Here is a 16505-nt window from a genome sequence, read left to right on the forward strand (position 1 = left end):
ATTTAATGTAGCAATATAACAATTTAGCAATGTAACAATCCTCTAAATTGGTAAACTGTTACATTGCTAAATTGCTACATTTATTAATTTCTCCACTCTTCCGGAATATTACACACCGGAATCGGATTGATTTTATGTTGTGCAGCTTTATTCATTCTGCTGAAGATTTTAAATACTTCCAGATCTCTTCCGCTGTAATCGGCTTCTGTTTTCGTTCCCCAATCTTTCTGAATTTTTTCAAGCTCAGGATAGGTTGCGCCAATCTGCATTTCGTCGGTTCTTTCCGCGTCCCAAAGTCCGTCTGTCGGGATCGCTTCCTGAATGTTTTTAACTAAATTTAAGGCTTTAGCCAAGGCATAAACCTCTGTTTTATAAAGATCTGCGATAGGAGAGATGTCAACCCCACCGTCGCCATATTTTGTGTAAAAACCGATTCCGAAATCTTCCACTTTATTTCCGGTTCCGCACACCAAAAGTCCGTTGATTTGTCCGTAATAGTATAAAGTCAGCATTCTCAAACGTGATCTTGTATTGGCAAAAGCGAGTTTTTCGTTTGGAAATTCATCATCGTGTACATCAAAAGTTTTGTACAGTTCCTCAAAAGCGGGCGTAAGATTCACAGACATTGCTTCAACATTTGGGAATTTAGATTTTAAATCATTCATGTGCTCCCACGCACGGTTTACCTGATCTTCTTTCTGACGGATGGGCATTTCAATCAGTAAAGTTTTCAAACCCGTCATCGCTGCCAAAGTAGAAACCACTCCGGAATCTACACCTCCGGAAACTCCGATTACATAACCTTTAACACCAGATTTTACGGCATAATCTTTCAGCCATTGTACAATATGATCAATTACTTTTTGTGTCTGCATTATTTATTTTTTAATATTTAAAATTCTCTTTTTTAAGTTCAAACCAAAAGCATTTATCTCCTTCGTCGATGAACGTTCCTTTTTCTTCAAAACCCAGCTTCTTCAAAACATGAGTAGAGGCACCGTTTTCAACATCGGCATACGCAAAAATAGTGTCAAGTTTCATTTCATTAAAACCATAATTCAAAACCGCAACTGAAGATTCTGAAGCATACCCTTTTCCCCAATATTCGGGTGTGAATCGGTAACCAAGATCGTGAATATTCTGATGATTGTTGATTTCTTTGATGAGTTTTAAACCGCTCCAGCCAATCAGTTTTCCGTTTTCTTTTAAAATGACAGCCCATCTTCCGATTCCGTTTTCTGTATATTGATTTCGGATGCTTTCGATCATGGCTGCACTCTGGTTGATATCTGTCAAAGGTTTTATTCCGACATATTTTACAACTTCAGGATTGCTGTCCATTACGAAAAATTCTTCCACATCTTCAGTAATTATTTCCCTTAGGATAAGTCTTTCGGTTTCAATGAATATTTTTGCCATTAATTTTACTTATTTTTGTAAACTTAAATTTCATGTAAAAATAATGAAGATTTTTAGAATTGCGGCAGTTTCATGCCTTTTAGTTTTAGCTTTAAATTCATGTAAAAAAGAAAATGAAGCACAGTGGAAGGTGGAAATCACGCAACCTGCTGAGAAAGTTTCGATGACAGATATTTCAAAAGAGTTTTTTGATCCTAAAGTTTCTCTGGAGCAGTTTCAGACGAAATTTCCCTGGTTTCAGGGAAGTGTTCCGAATGAAGATTTTGTAAAGAGACGTACTGATCCTCAGGAAATTAAATTATATCAGGAAGCGGCTTCAAAAATTGATCAGGCGAAGCTTGAGAAAGATTTAAATGATCTTTTTTCTCACATCAAATATTATTTTCCAAAGTTTAAAACTCCAAAAGTCTTTCTTTTCTCATCTTCATTACAGATGATTCAGGATCCGATTTTGTACGATGAAAAAACGAATTTTCTTTTCGTAGACATTACAGGATTTATGGGTTTTAAAAATCCAAATTATAAAGGTTTGGAACTTTATTTTCAAAACTCGATGAATCCGAATAATATCGTTCCGAAAATATCGAGAATTTTTGCTGAACAAATCGTTCCTTTTTCAACGGATCATCAGAAATTTGTTGATTTAATACTTTACAGCGGAAAAGTAATGATGCTTCAGGATGCTTTTTTACCTGAAACTCCGGAGTATCTTAAAATGGATTACACAAAAGAACAGTACGACTGGGCAAAAAATAATGAAGCCAATGTCTACAATTATTTTGTGGAAAGGAATCTGATTTTCGGTGACGACCATCGTTTGATGGAAAGATTCATCAATCCGGCACCGTTTTCAAAATTTTATACGGAAATCGATAACGAATCTTCGCCAATGATTGGAGTTTTCACGGGATGGCAGATTTGCAAAGCTTATTTCAGTAAAAATCCTGATACTAAACTGACTGATTTCATTAAAAAAGATGCAACTCAGATTTTTAATGAAGCGGGGTACAAGCCGAAGTTTGAGGAGTAGGGAAGTGGGGAGATGGAAGTTGGAAGAAGGGAGTTGGGAGATGAGCAGGATAATTTAGATAGAAAAATAAATATTAGAATAATAGAGAAATGAGAAAAACTCAAATTACAATAGATGTAGAGCTGGACGAAAATCACGTTCCCGAAAACATCACATGGAACGCAGAAGACGGCGGCATCAACAAACAGGACACGAAAGCTTTTATGATTTCTGTTTGGGACGAAAAAGCGAAAGAAGCTTTAAGAATCGACCTTTGGACAAAAGAAATGCCGGTTGACCAAATGAAAATGTTTATGCATCAGATTTTCGTTTCGATGGGAAATACTTACCAGAGAGCAACAGGCGAAGAAGATGTTGCAGAGTGGATTGAGCAGATGGCAGAAGAGTTTGCAATAAAATCGGCAATAAAAATGTAAACAATTAATGTAACAATATACCAAACTAACAATGTAACAATCATTGGTAAACTGGTACATTGATACATTGTTAAATTATAAGACAATGAATTTCAATACAAAAGTTATACATGGCGGGCAACACCACGAGTCTGCAACAGGTTCTGTAAATGTTCCTGTTTTTTTAACATCAACCTTCGCACAGAAAAGTCCGGGAGTGCATTCGGGATATGAATATTCAAGAGCGGCGAATCCTACGAGACAGGCTTTGGAAGACTCTTTGGCAAGCATCGAAAACGGAGCGAGAGGTTTGGCTTTCGGTTCCGGTCTGGCTGCGATTGACTGTGTTTTAAAATTATTAAATCCGGGTGATGAGGTAATTGCAGTAGACGATTTGTATGGTGGAACGTACAGAATGTTTACGAGACTTTTTGAAAAATATCAGTTGAAATTTACTTTCGTAAATTTCGATGATGTTTCAAAAATTGCAGACGTAATTACAGATAAAACCAAATTAATCTGGGTGGAAACTCCAACAAACCCTTTAATGAAATTGGTTGATATCAAAGCTGTTGTAGAAATTGCAAAAGGAAAAGATATCTTGGTTGCAGTGGATAATACTTTTGCAACACCATATCTTCAAAGACCCATCGATTTGGGAGCAGATATTGTGATGCACTCAGCGACAAAATATTTAGGAGGTCACTCAGATGTGATTGCTGGAGCTTTGATTGCAAAAGATGCTGAATTGGGAGAAAAACTTCACTTCATTCAATTTGCGAGTGGTGGAATTTTAGGGCCTCACGATTCTTACTTGGTTTTAAGAGGAATTAAAACTTTGGCATTAAGAGTTCAAAGGCATTCTGAAAATGGTATGGCTGTAGCAAAATACCTAGAATCTCATCCTGCAGTTGCTCAGGTAATTTATCCTGGGTTGGAATCTCATCCACAATTTGAATTGGCGAAAGCTCAGATGAAAGATTTTGGAGGAATGGTTTCTTTCACTTTCAAATCCGGTAAAAAAGAAGACGCTATCCGATTTTTGGAAAGAGTAAAAGTGTTTACTTTAGCTGAATCTTTGGGTGGAGTAGAATCTCTTGCCAATCATCCTGCGTTGATGACTCACGCTTCCATTCCTGCAGAAAAACGAGCAGAATTGGGCATTACCGATGATTTGGTTCGTCTAAGCGTTGGAATTGAAGATGCAGAAGATTTAATTGCAGATTTGGAGAGAGCGTTTTCTTAAAATAATAAATCATAAGCATCCGTTTTTACAGCGGATGTTTATTTTTAAATTAAATCTCAAATGAAAAATACAAGAAAAGCTACAATTAACGATTTAAATCAATTAGCTGAATTGTTTGACCAATACAGAGTTTTTTACCATAAAAATTCTGATATTCCTGCTGCAAATAAATTTTTGAAAGAACGAATTGAAAGTAAAGATTCTGAAATTTATGTGGTGGAAAGTGACGGAAAACTGGTTGGTTTTGTTCAGTTGTATCCACTATTTTCTTCAACAAGAATGAAAAGATATTGGCTTTTGAATGATCTGTATGTTAATGAAAATTTCCGTGGAAAAAGTTTTTCAAAAGAATTAATTGAAGAAGCAAAAGACTTGGCGAAATCATCAGACGCAGCAGGAATTCTCTTGGAAACTGGAAAATCAAACGAAATAGGAAATAAATTATACCCAAGTTGTGGCTTTGAAATCTACAACGAAGTAAATTTCTACGAGTGGAGCCATAATTAATGTAACAATACATCAATGTAACAGTTTACCAATTTTTTAAAATTGTTACATTGCCAGACTGATACATTATTAAATTTAAAAAGATGACTGATTTTCAAAAATACATCCAGCGATATTTAGACTTAATTCCATCTGAAAACTGGATGGATGAGCTCCAAAATTCTGCTGTTAAAACTTTAGATATTTATTCGAAACTTTCTGAAGAGCAATCGTATTTTGCTTATGATGAAAGTAAATGGACTTTAAAAGAAGTTCTACTGCATTTGTCAGATACAGAAAGGGTTTTTCAATACCGAATTACTGCTTTTTTGCGTGGTGACCAAAATGAATTGCCGGGTTTTGATGAAGAAAAGTACGCAGCAAATTCATTTGCGAATGAAAGAAGTTTAAATTCATTACTAGAAGAGTTTACATCCGTAAGAAAATCTTCTCAAATATTATTGGAAACAGCCAATTCTTCAACATTAAAAAATATAGGAACCGCCAATGGAAATCAAATCTCAGCTGAAACAATTGGGAAATTGATAGTTGGTCATAATATTCATCATTTGAATGTGGTGGAGGAAAGGTATTTGCCGGAATTGTAAATAAAAAATCAAAACAATTTTTGTCATTCCGTAGGAATCTAAACTTCATTATTATACTTTGCTGAGATTCCTACGGAATGACAAACAACAATATTTTATTGCTACATTGAATTATGGAAAACATCATACAAATACTAAAATCCGGCGGCACAATATTGTACCCAACAGACACCATCTGGGGAATCGGCTGTGATGCCACAAACATAGACGCTATCAACAAGATTTTTGAGATCAAGAAACGTGAAAAAAACAAATCCATGATTATTTTGGTGGAATCTGAAAAGAGACTGCAGGATTTGGTAGACGTTCCGGAAATGGCTTGGGAAATTATCGATTTGAGTGAAAAACCAGTCACAATTGTTTATGAAAATCCGAGAGGTTTGCCTAAAGAATTATTGGCAGAAGACGGAAGTATCGGGATTCGTTTGGTAAAAAATGATTTCTGCAAAAAGCTGATTACCAAATTAAATAAACCATTGGTTTCAACATCTGCGAATTTCAGTGGTGACAAAAGCCCTTTGAAATTTTCTGATATTTCTCCTGAAATGATTGATTTAGTAGATTATGCAGTGGAAGAAGACAGAGAGAAAGTTTCTCAATATTCGGGCTCTTCTGTGATTAAAATCTGGGGCGACAATAGAATTAAAGTTTTAAGGGAATAAAAAAAGCGCTGTTAAAGCGCTTTTTTGTTGACTTATTTGAAATATTTCTGGAAAATTTCATCTTTTTCTGAATAGAATTTCAGTGCAAATTGCTCATTGTCATTTACTTGTATGTAAGATAAATCTGCCGATGAGTTCTCGTCAGATTGTTTTCCGCTGATAAATTTATCATTTGCATCCATTGTGTAAACAAAGCTGTCTGGATTATAGCTTGAATTTCCTTTGATATTTTTCACTGTTTTATCTTTTGGTTTAATAGAAATCTGAATGGTATCCTCGCCTTTCATTTTAATTTCCGATAAAGTATCATATTGCACAATATTGATTACGCCCTCTTTCTCGTATCGAATTCTCACTATAGAATTTAATTCGCCACCACTTTTCAAGACTGATATGATAAAAGCCTGATACGCTATTCCGTCACTTCCAAACCAGCCTACTGCATCAAAATAGGGCTTATCAGAGTCCTGTAGTTTTTTATCATAAAAATTTTGTAAAAGACTGTACATGGCCTCTGTTCTAAAGAAAAATTTGTCTGTTTCGTCTTTCCTGTCCTCAGTCTCCATATAGCTGTTTAGGTAAACAATTGCGTTGGTTTTAGTACTGTTTTTATCAGATTGTGTTCCTATTACTTTATTCGTTTTCGACTCAATTTCATAGACAAATGTATCTGGACTGTAGCTTACATCTTTGCCTTTGATGATTTGCGCATTGCTGTTTTTGACGGGGATAAATGAAATTCTTGTATTTCCGTTTGAAAGTTTTTCCAGATAGCAGTCAGAATGAAATTCTATCAGATGCTCGTTACCATCAGTATTGTAGAGAATTCTTACAGTAGAATTAGCTCTTCGATCCTGATCATTGTGCTCATCAGTGACAATCATAGCACTGTACTTTGTGCCGGAAGCATCGGTAAAATCTATAAAATCTGTGTAAGAAACATTTTTTGCCTGTGAAAAGCTCAGGATAAATACGTAGAAAAATAAAACGGAGAATATTTTTTTCATTGTTAAGGGTTATTAGTTCACCATAAAGTTAATCAAATTTTGCAGACCTTTTTACATTGGGCAAAAGTTTAATGTAATTGTTATCTTTGCAAAGATTTTGGTGTTACAGCCAAAATGATATATTCTGACAATAATGATAATCAATCTTAATCAAAATAAAAATCTCAAACTTTTTAAAATCATTTCTGAAGTTGCAGCTTCAAATAATCAATCTGTTTATATAGTAGGTGGCTATGTGCGCGACCTTTTAATGAAAAGAAAAGCGTCTACCGATATTGATTTTGTGACCGAGCAGAGCGGCATTGAACTGGCTCAAAATGTAGGGAAAGAAATCGATCCAAAGATGAAAGTGTCTGTTTTTAAAACCTACGGAACGGCAATGATCCGATACAAAGACCTTGAACTGGAATTTGTTGGCGCAAGAAAAGAAAGCTACACTGAAGACAGCCGTAAACCTGAAGTGGAGGGCGGCACCATTGAAGACGACCAGAAAAGAAGAGATTTTACCGTCAATGCGATGGCAATTTCTTTAAATAAAGATAATTTCGGTGAATTGATTGATCCTTTTGACGGAATCGGTGATTTGCAGAAGGAAATTCTCAGAACACCTTTAGAACCAGCACAAACCTACTCAGACGATCCGTTGAGAATGATGAGAGCAGTTCGTTTTGCATCAACTTTGAATTTTACCATTGAAGAAAATTCTCTTGAAGCCATAAAAAAGGAAGCTGAAAGAATCAAAATTGTTTCTATGGAAAGAATCATGGTCGAATTTAATAAAATCATGCTTTCTGAAAAGCCTTCTGTAGGTTTGAGATTAATGGAAGAAACTGGTTTAATGAAACTGATTATTCCTGAATTAATAGACTTGAAAGGCGTTGAAGAAGTAGAAGGACAAACCCATAAAGATAATTTTTATCATACTTTGGAAGTGGTAGATAATATTTCTGAAAATACTGAAAATCTCTGGCTTCGTTGGGCTGCACTGCTTCACGATATTGGAAAAGCTCCAACCAAAAAATTTGTAGAAGGAACAGGTTGGACTTTCCATGGACACGAGTTTTTAGGATCAAAAATGGTAAAAACACTATTTCAAAAATTGAAATTACCGTTGAATGCCGATATGAAATATGTTCAGAAGATGGTCAAACTTTCATCGCGCCCAATTGCTTTGGTTACCGATGATGCTTCAGATTCTGCATTGAGAAGGCTTTTGTTTGATGCTGGCGAAGATTTGGAAGATCTTTTCACGCTTTGTAAAGCTGATATCACAACCAAAAACTCAAGAAAACAGGAAAGGTTCAAGAAAAATTTCCAGTATGTTGCGGTAAAAATCAAAGAGGTTGAAGAAAAAGACCAGGTAAGAAACTTCCAGCCACCGATTTCCGGAGAAGAAATTATGGTGATGTTTAATTTACAGCCGGGAAGAGAGATTGGGATTTTAAAAGAAAAAGTAAAAGAAGCCATTTTGGAAGGTGAAATTGGCAACGACAGCGAACAAGCAAGAAATTTTGTGATTGCTGAAGCGGAAAAGCTTGGATTAACACTTGTCTAAAATGCTTTTCGGAACATTTGATTTTGTAATTTCAGCAATTATTTTACTATTCAATTTTGGAGTTTGGAAGTATAAGATAATTAAAAAGCGTAATTGGATTTTACATCTGACTGTAATTTTGTGTTGTGGATTTATTATTCCTTTCTTCTCAATAGGATTTGAAATTGATCAAGCAACAAAAGATCAGGAAATTGTTGATAGTTTTACACTTTTATATACTTACTTCAGGTTTCCTACATGGTGGCTAATTGGATGTTTAGAAATCTTGATTCTAAAAAAAATTATCAAATAATAAAGTTTTAAAATTAAGTCATAAAAAACCTCTTTCAAATCAAATTGAAAGAGGTTTTATCATTTTAAAAGCTTACAAAACTTATTTTGAAACAATAAGTTTCAGGTTCTGCTTGCCTTTTTCAGTTTCAAACTGTACGATGTAATTTCCATTTTTTAAATCTGAAATGTTCATCGCTCTGTCAACCGTTTTTGCCTGTTTTACGATAGCTCCTGTGATGCTGTAGATTTTTACAAAAACTTCCTTATCGGTATTGATTTTAATGAAATCTGTTGCCGGATTAGGATAGAAATTGATTTTGTCTGATGCTTTCTTGTTTTCAGCAGTTGCCAAAACTGCGGTGTATTCATTAATCACACCTACTGCATCCAAATCAAATCCAGACGAAGCAAACGGAGTAGGGAACGGGTCGATTGCCACATTTCCAAAACTGTCAAATGTTCTGTAACCTTCAATATTAGTTCCTACTACATCAATAATTTTCACGTGGGTAATCTGAGCCTTATTCAAAAGCGGATTATCAGGAATATCGCTGATATCAAAAGGGGTTCCGAATCCGGAAATATATTTCCCGGCAAAATTGTTCAGGTAGGTCGCATCCATTGTTGCATAACCAGGTCCGCCCATATCGGGCGCATTCTGTACATAATTTGAAGGATACTGATTGTGCGAAGGGAAACGGAAAAAATTGACACCGTCTGAACTCACTTCCACAAACGCAAGCTCTAAAAATGCTTTTCCGGTTTGATTAGACATAAACCCGTTTTCAAATACAGCAAAATCAAATCCTGCATCGTTGGTAATTGGTTTCCCAAAAGTAAGCGTCGCAGTTCCTCCGTCACCAAGGCATACAATTGAACCGTTAGAAGCGCCAATCGAATTGGCAGGATCTCCAGCAGAAGCATAAGATGTCTGCGAACCGTTAATTTGCTGCAATCCTCTCACAACTGTTGTTCCCGTAGCCCATGATTTAAATAAAGGACTGTTTGCCGGAATCGCCGTTGTTCCCGCCACATTAGCCTGCGGAGGATAAGTCTGAGCCAGCAGAAAATTAGCACTGAGAAACGCTGCTGCAATGAATATATTTTTCATTTTAATTTGGTTTAAACTATTTATATTCAATTATTTAATGATAAATTTCTCAGTAGTCTGAATGTTCTTACCTGAAATCTGAATAATGTAATTTCCTTTGTTTAATGCAGAAACAACAATTCCATTTTGGTAAACGCCTGATTTTACAATTCTTCCTGAAAGGTCTACGATTTTAAACTGTGCGCCTTCAGCATTTTTTACGTAAAGAATGTCTGATGCCGGATTTGGATAAATTGAAATATTGTTTGTGAATTTTGTAGCATCAGAAACAGAAAGATTTCCTGGTGTATACACATTTTTATAAAAGTTGTTGCTCCCCACCAAAGCAGTGAAGGTATTTGAGAATGTTCCTGCCTGGGTATAAATATTTACTGTGGAGTTTGCTGTAAAATTATTGGCATTTGCCTGAAAAATTTTGCCGTCGATGGCTGCAAAACCATAAGAATTACCATATCCTGTTCCAGCATTGATTGTGAAGGCGGGCGTGCTGCTGAATGTTGCTAAATCTGTGTTTAATGAATATACATTGGTACCGCCGGTAATGAAAATTTTTGTACCGTCTGCAGTAAATTTTAAAGCATCGTAGTCTGAGGGAGGTACTATTGAAATATTATTTATACTTGCAGCAACTGTATTGGTAGTTGTGTTGATTTTATAAACTGTGGAACCTGCAGAACTTGTACACAGTGCAAAAATATCATTTCCAACAGCTACTATAGATTGTAATCCACTGCTTAAAGTAATAGTTGCTACGATAGCGTCGGTTATGGGATCTATAACCTCAATACTGTTCCCTGCCCGGTATGAAGATTTGTTGACATAAACTTTTCCGTTGACGGTAATGATTTCTTCAGGATCCTGACTCAACGGAATGCTTGTAATGTATGCTAAAGTGGTAGCATCGTGTACAGAAACGTCTTGAGTCGTTTGAGTTCCCCAGTTGCTGGTGTAGATTTTTCCGTTGGCTATCGTTGTATATCTCGGCTGTGTTACATTAGTTGTGATTACGGCTGATTTTACAAAACTGGCTCTGTTGGCAACTACTATTTTGTTTGAATTATTTACGACCAGATAAGACTTGTCTCCATTAAAATAAATCGACTGCAAGATATCTCCCAATGCCTCTCCGTTATTAGCTAGGCTGTAAACATTATTGGTGACGTTATTATTGACATCGATATATGAAATTTCTGCATTGTTTCCGAAAAAGTTTCCTTCACTAGACACAATATATCCGTTAGAATATTGTGCAGATACCAGTGTAAAACCTGCCACGACGAAGCTTAACTTTAAGATTTTAGAGTAAAATTGTTTCATTTTTCTTGAATTATTTTTGATTTTAAATTATTTATATAAAAAAGTTAAATGGCCGGGGATGTCGCCAGTTTGTACTTTCCATTTCAGCTTTCCGAATTTGTTGTAGCAGAAAAGCTCGCCGGATGAAGTGTAATCTTTGGCATCGCCAATAAAAATATCCCCATTTTCAGGATTGGCAGCGATACCGTAAGGGATTACAATTTGAGATTGAGTGCCGTCTGTGATGAAATTGCTGCTCGTTTGTGCGAAAGTATCGGTATTGATAATTCCGTAACCGCTGGATGTTCCGCCTGATGTGTATTCGTAACTGAAATAGTATAGTCTGTTTTCAATAATAGAAAAGTCACTTACAGGAATATTGATTTCCTGAATCACCTGATCATTTTGAGGATTTAAAACAAAAAGCTTTGGCGAAATACTTCCGAAATTTCCCCGTGAAGTCACCCAAAGTTTTCCTGTATCGTCTTTTTTAATTTTACTTAAATTGATGGCAACAGGAATTTTTTTAATCTCAGTAAAAGTATTCAGGTCAATTACAGAAACCGTGTTGTCATAATCCGGATAGCTGTATCCGCCTGAGTTGGCAACGTAAAGTTTATCGCCCACCACTTCAAGTTCTTCAGGCTGTTTTCCTACGTAAACCTGACCGACAATCTGCAGCGTATTTACGTCCACTTTCACCACATAACCTGGTTGCGAAACTCCGACTGCACCACCGTAAGAGGAGATGTAAGCGTAATTATTATGAAAATTAATAAAGCGGCAGTTCTGAACCTGAATTTCACCGATATGTTTGGCTGTTTTAGCGTCCATTACTTCCACAAAATTGGAAAGATTAATTACTGCATACAGTTTATCCTTATATACTTTAATGTCATTTCCCACGTCGCCAAGGCTGTTTACAACGGTTGGGTTCTGGGCATTGTAATAATTTTTGGTAAAAGCTCCCGTGGTGTAATCAAAGAAATCGATGGATGCTTTATTACTTCCCATATTTCCCTCATTCAATACGTAGAGCCCTTTAATGTTGATGTTTTCAGGCTCCTGAACTCCTGAAACTGTAGCTCCGTAGTTGATGTAATCGTAATCTTCTCTACAAGAATGAATACTGAGAATTAAAAGGAAGGCAAAAAGTAACTGTAATTTTTTCATTTTTAAATCTCGCTTTTAAAAGTTGACCCTTAAGTTAACACGGTAATTTCTTCCCGGCATCGGATAATTTTTGATGACGCTGTAGTTTTGGTCTAAAAGATTATTTACCTCAAGTCCAAGTCTGAACTTCCAGTTTTTCATTTTAAATTCCCGCGTTCCTGAAATATCACTGCTGTACCATGGCTGCTCATAATTTTCAGGAATATTCTCAGACATATTGTAACGCTCGCCTACATAGATGTAACTGTAATTGAGTTGCCATTCTTTGTATGTAATTCCCAAAAGCATGCTTCCGTTGTGTTTTGCAGTGTATGGAATCTGATTTCTGTAATAGGAAGTTATGTTGTTTTTTGTAACATTTAAAGCTTCCGTAAAAGTATAGGTAAAACGGCTGCTGAATAACAGATTTTCTGAAAGCAACCAAATCGCCTGTGCCGAAACATCTGCGCCTTTAATTTCAACTTCACCCAGATTCGTCATCGTCCAGCGGAACTGCTGGCCTTTCGGATAAGCGATAATTTTATCCTGAACCCTGTTGTAATAAGCATCAGCGATGATATTGAAGTTCTGTAAAACGCCTGTTTTAAAATCTTTATTAAAGGTAAAACCTAAATCGTATTGGTTGGTAAATTCAGGTTTCAGCTGCGAACTTCCGACTTCTGCATAATACAAGTCATTAAAAGTAGGCATCCTGAAAATTCTTTTATAAAAACCGTGAACTTTAAAATCTGCTGCAAACGGCTGGTAGGATGCAAAAACAGTCGGTGTAAATTCTGAACGGTTCTGCGGAACCGAAAAAGTTGTGTTCTCAATTTTCTCCTGAACAAAAGTTCCCAAAACACTTCCCTGAATTTTAAATTTATTGAAATCAAACTGAGTTGCCAAAGCAATCAGCTCGGTATGTCTTTGAGGATAAGCAAACTGTCGTAAGTTGGCATCCAAAGTATTGTATTGATAATCTGCCGAAAGATTGATCTTCCAGAATTTGTATGGCGAATATTGTTGAGCAGTTGAAACATAAAATTCCTGTTGCTTGTAAATATTGTCAATAAATAAGGGTGTTCCTCCGGGATTATCATTGTAATATCTGGTGTAATCATCAGCAAATTTAGAATTGATCTGAAACTTGTATTTGGATGAAATTTCCTTCTCAAAACTTCCCTGCACAAAAAAGTTTTTATCCCATTGTCTGCTTGAAGAAATATCCCCATTTCTGATAATAGCGCCCGGAACTCCTCTCTCAGAATCGTAATAATAACCTTTCAGTTTCCAAATTCCGTTATTGATTTTCCCGAAAACACCGGCCTCAGCACGGAGGGATTCGATGTCGCCGTTTTCTCTGATTCCGCTTCGTTCCCACCCCAGACTTCCGTCGGGTAAAGCTACTTTTTGATGAAATTTATATCGTCCGTGTCCTGTAAGATATTCCGTATTTAAAGAAATACTGATGTTATCCGTCAGTTTCTGTTCCAATAAAATGGAAGGATTTACCACACCAAAAGATCCCGAACGGTAATTAAAATTGACATTCGTTTTCTTTGAACCTGTAAAAAATGGAGTTCTGCTACGCAAATAAATAGATCCCGAAGAACCAAAGTCTTTGGCCGCCTGAAAAATTTCGCTTTTCTGTCCGTTATAGAGAGAAATAGATTCTAAATTATCCAAAGAAAATCTTCCAAGGTCAACGGTTCCGTTTTGAGCATTACCCACAGGAATTCCATCATAGAAAACCCCAACGTGCTGCGTTCCCATCGCACGGATATTTACCGTTTTCATCCCACCGATTCCGCCATAATCCTTCACCTGAATTCCGGAAAAATAACGTACGGCATCAGCAACAGAAGTGCTGTTGAGCTTTTCCAGTTCTGCTCCGGAGAGTTTCTGTGAAGAAATGACTCCTGTTTCCTGACGCTTTCTGTTAAAAATAATATCCCGTATTACTGTGGTTTCAATACTGTCGGTTTCTGTTTTTTGTGCGAAAACAGTTGCTGGTACAGCGAGCATCATTAGCAGGGCAGAAGAGTAAAAATATTTCATTCAGTTTAAATAAAATTCAGAAGAATTCCTTTGAATGAAAAAGGTAGAAGGTAATAACCTGTTTTGCAAAATGCAAAAAGGAAAAGAGACCGACTGCGCTTCATTCCACGAAAGCTTCATCAAAAAAATGCTTTAGAAAGGTATCTGACTTATATTTTCTCGATTTCAGAAAAATACTTACAGTAGCGGGTCTGCTTCGGATTCACACCGAATTCCCTTTTTAAAACGTTGCAAATTTAAGCTTTTAAATAAGAACTGACAATGAGAAATTAATAATTTAAGAATGCCTTTTTTAAAAATTCTACAAAAAGCTTGAGTCAAAATAAAACGGCAGTAAATCTTTTACCGAACTGACTTTGTATATTTCATCGGTAAGGCTCGCAAAATAGATTTCAATATTCTGGTTCTGTTTGGTTTCGTATTCCATTAAACTCTGACGGCAGTTGCCACAAGGTGGAATAGGAGGTGTTTTTTCTGAAGATTTTCTCGGACCACCCACAACAAAAATTTTACTGATTTTCTCATTCGGAAAATTGGCAGCCACCCAATAAATTGCAGTTCGCTCAGCACAAAGTCCCGACGGAAACGCGGCATTCTCCTGGTTGTTACCTGAAAAAATTTCACCGTTTTCAAGAAGCACAGCGCAGCCGACCAAAAAATCGGAGTAGGGAGCATAAGCATTTTCTCTTGCTTTTTTTGCAGCTTCCAAAAGGGAAATTTCGGTTTCGGTCAACTCGTTTTTTGCAGTAAAATGCTCAAAATGGATCTGAAAATCTTTTTTCATTCAAATTAAATAAAGGGAGCTAAAAGTAAAACAATTTCCAACGGTGACAAAATTTGTTTTATTGTAAATCAAAAATCCCACAAGACTAAACGTTAACACTGATAATTACACACACGCAACAAAACCCGAAGGGTTTAATACGAGTAGCCGTAGGTGAAACCTATGGTTAAAAAACATTTGCATCGAACAGAACCCGCAGGGTTCAATATCAATAACCGTAATAGAAATCTATAGTCAATGAATCGAATATGCAACAGAACCCGCTGGGTTCAACAATCTTCCATCTCCCATCTCCCGCCTTCCATCTTCCAACAAATTCCTCCCCAACTCTCACTGTTATTTCGTATTTTTAAATTTTTAAAACAAAACTTCATGTTATACACACCAATCAACTTCAGAAATGTAGAACTTAAAAACCGCTGGGTAATGTCGCCAATGTGCATGTACAGCAGCGATAACGGACTTGCAAACGACTTTCATTTCGTACATTACGTAAGCCGTGCGCAGGGCGGAACCGGACTTATCTTTGTGGAAGCCACAGCTGTCGAACCAAAAGGAAGAATCACCAATCACTGCATGGGAATCTGGAATGATGAGCAGGCAAACGCATTGAAACGAATTGTTGATTTCGTGCATCAGAATACAGAATCCAAAATAGGAATTCAGCTGGCACACGCAGGACGAAAAGGTTCTACATGGGAAAACAAACAGATTTCTCTTGAAGAAGGCTGGGAAACATTAGCTCCAAGCCCAATTCCTTATCACCCGACTGAGAGAATTCCTCATGTTTTAACTGTTGAGGAAATCAAGGAGCAGGTTCAGAATTTTAAAGTTGCAGCCCAAAGAGCTGTGGATGCTGGTTTTGATGTGATTGAAATTCATGCGGCACACGGTTATTTGGTGCATCAGTTTCTTTCACCACTTTCCAATACGAGAACAGATGAATACGGCGGAAGTTTTGAAAACAGAATTCGTTTTTTACTTGAAATTGTTGACGCTGTCAATGAAGAATTAAATGAAAATGTTGCTTTGTTTGTAAGAATTTCAGGAACAGAATATGCAGAAAACGGATGGGATATTGAAGACAGTGTGGCCCTTGCAAAAGTTCTGAAAGATCACAGTGTTAATTTAATAGATGTTTCAAGCGGTGGAAATATTCACGGTGCAAAAATCGAAGTTAAACCAATGTATCAGGTTCATTTATCGGGTCAGGTGAAAAAAGAAGCTGATGTAAAAACAGGAACTGTAGGATTAATTACCAGCGCCGAACAGGCCGAATATATTATGGGACAAAATGAAGCAGATTTGATTTTTGTGGCAAGAGAAATTCTCCGAAATCCGTTTTTGGCAGTTCAAAGTTCGTTTTCAGCGCACAAAGATTGCTTCTTTCCTCACCAATACCTCCGTGCAAAATTGTAATTAA

General features: G+C 36.4%; 16 protein-coding genes and 1 riboswitch. Of the genes, 8 read left to right on the forward strand and 8 right to left on the reverse strand.

Annotated elements, in window-relative coordinates:
* Nucleotides 1-83: 83 nt before the first annotated feature.
* Nucleotides 84-875 carry an NAD(+) synthase gene (nadE, locus tag AC2A1G_RS02930; protein WP_484045456.1) on the reverse strand — a complete coding sequence of 264 codons (792 nt, stop codon included), beginning with the start codon at nucleotides 873-875 and terminating at the stop codon, nucleotides 84-86.
* 10 nt (nucleotides 876-885) lie between these two features.
* A complete protein-coding gene (locus AC2A1G_RS02935) occupies nucleotides 886-1419 on the reverse strand; it encodes a GNAT family N-acetyltransferase (protein WP_484045457.1) in 534 nt (177 codons plus the stop codon).
* Nucleotides 1420-1462: 43 nt separating this feature from the next.
* Here AC2A1G_RS02935 and gldB point away from each other — a divergent pair, with 43 nt between their 5' ends.
* The 6 genes from gldB to AC2A1G_RS02965 all read left to right on the forward strand — a co-directional run bounded on the left by gldB (nucleotide 1463) and on the right by AC2A1G_RS02965 (nucleotide 5846).
* Nucleotides 1463-2449 carry a gliding motility lipoprotein GldB gene (gene gldB / locus AC2A1G_RS02940; RefSeq protein ID WP_484045458.1) on the forward strand — a complete coding sequence of 329 codons (987 nt, stop codon included), beginning with the start codon at nucleotides 1463-1465 and terminating at the stop codon, nucleotides 2447-2449.
* Between the two features lie 89 nt (nucleotides 2450-2538).
* Entirely contained in the window at nucleotides 2539-2865 is a 327-nt protein-coding gene (gldC, locus tag AC2A1G_RS02945) for a gliding motility protein GldC (protein ID WP_056028746.1), read from the forward strand.
* Nucleotides 2866-2950: 85 nt separating this feature from the next.
* Nucleotides 2951-4090 (forward strand): cystathionine gamma-synthase, encoded by a 1140-nt coding sequence (locus tag AC2A1G_RS02950; protein ID WP_484045459.1) that lies wholly within the window; start codon nucleotides 2951-2953, stop codon nucleotides 4088-4090.
* A 60-nt stretch (nucleotides 4091-4150) separates the two neighbouring features.
* Entirely contained in the window at nucleotides 4151-4597 is a 447-nt protein-coding gene (locus AC2A1G_RS02955; protein WP_484045460.1) for a GNAT family N-acetyltransferase, read from the forward strand.
* 83 nt (nucleotides 4598-4680) lie between these two features.
* Nucleotides 4681-5184, forward strand: coding sequence for a DinB family protein (locus AC2A1G_RS02960; RefSeq protein ID WP_484045461.1), 504 nt, complete (start codon nucleotides 4681-4683; stop codon nucleotides 5182-5184).
* A 113-nt stretch (nucleotides 5185-5297) separates the two neighbouring features.
* Entirely contained in the window at nucleotides 5298-5846 is a 549-nt protein-coding gene (locus AC2A1G_RS02965) for an L-threonylcarbamoyladenylate synthase (protein ID WP_484045462.1), read from the forward strand.
* Nucleotides 5847-5878: 32 nt separating this feature from the next.
* On the opposite strand, the gene AC2A1G_RS02970 is transcribed toward AC2A1G_RS02965, so the two are convergent.
* Nucleotides 5879-6853 carry a hypothetical protein gene (locus tag AC2A1G_RS02970; protein ID WP_484045463.1) on the reverse strand — a complete coding sequence of 325 codons (975 nt, stop codon included), beginning with the start codon at nucleotides 6851-6853 and terminating at the stop codon, nucleotides 5879-5881.
* 133 nt (nucleotides 6854-6986) lie between these two features.
* Here AC2A1G_RS02970 and AC2A1G_RS02975 point away from each other — a divergent pair, with 133 nt between their 5' ends.
* Nucleotides 6987-8408: a CCA tRNA nucleotidyltransferase gene (locus tag AC2A1G_RS02975; protein WP_484045464.1), complete on the forward strand. Its 1422-nt coding sequence runs from the start codon at nucleotides 6987-6989 to the stop codon at nucleotides 8406-8408.
* Between the two features lie 373 nt (nucleotides 8409-8781).
* Here the strand turns inward: AC2A1G_RS02975 and AC2A1G_RS02980 are convergent, their stop codons facing one another.
* From AC2A1G_RS02980 to cdd, 5 genes are all read right to left on the reverse strand, one after another.
* Nucleotides 8782-9792: a T9SS type A sorting domain-containing protein gene (locus tag AC2A1G_RS02980; RefSeq protein WP_484045465.1), complete on the reverse strand. Its 1011-nt coding sequence runs from the start codon at nucleotides 9790-9792 to the stop codon at nucleotides 8782-8784.
* Nucleotides 9793-9822: 30 nt separating this feature from the next.
* The gene (locus AC2A1G_RS02985; protein WP_484045466.1) at nucleotides 9823-11109 is read right to left on the reverse strand and encodes a DUF5074 domain-containing protein; all 1287 of its coding nucleotides are present in this window, start codon (nucleotides 11107-11109) and stop codon (nucleotides 9823-9825) included.
* A gap of 27 nt (nucleotides 11110-11136) precedes the next feature.
* Nucleotides 11137-12261 carry a YncE family protein gene (locus AC2A1G_RS02990; RefSeq protein ID WP_484045467.1) on the reverse strand — a complete coding sequence of 375 codons (1125 nt, stop codon included), beginning with the start codon at nucleotides 12259-12261 and terminating at the stop codon, nucleotides 11137-11139.
* Nucleotides 12262-12276: 15 nt separating this feature from the next.
* Nucleotides 12277-14298, reverse strand: a complete 2022-nt coding sequence (locus tag AC2A1G_RS02995; protein ID WP_484045468.1) for a TonB-dependent receptor plug domain-containing protein — start codon at nucleotides 14296-14298, stop codon at nucleotides 12277-12279.
* Between the two features lie 118 nt (nucleotides 14299-14416).
* Nucleotides 14417-14552: riboswitch (cobalamin riboswitch) on the reverse strand.
* Nucleotides 14553-14599: 47 nt separating this feature from the next.
* A complete protein-coding gene (cdd, locus tag AC2A1G_RS03000; protein WP_484045469.1) occupies nucleotides 14600-15082 on the reverse strand; it encodes a cytidine deaminase in 483 nt (160 codons plus the stop codon).
* Nucleotides 15083-15454: 372 nt separating this feature from the next.
* On the opposite strand from cdd, the gene AC2A1G_RS03005 reads away from it, so the two are divergent.
* Nucleotides 15455-16501 (forward strand): NADH:flavin oxidoreductase/NADH oxidase, encoded by a 1047-nt coding sequence (locus AC2A1G_RS03005; protein ID WP_484045470.1) that lies wholly within the window; start codon nucleotides 15455-15457, stop codon nucleotides 16499-16501.
* Nucleotides 16502-16505 lie beyond the last annotated feature (4 nt).

The organism is Chryseobacterium sp. HNCC26DJ240 (assembly GCF_057180485.1).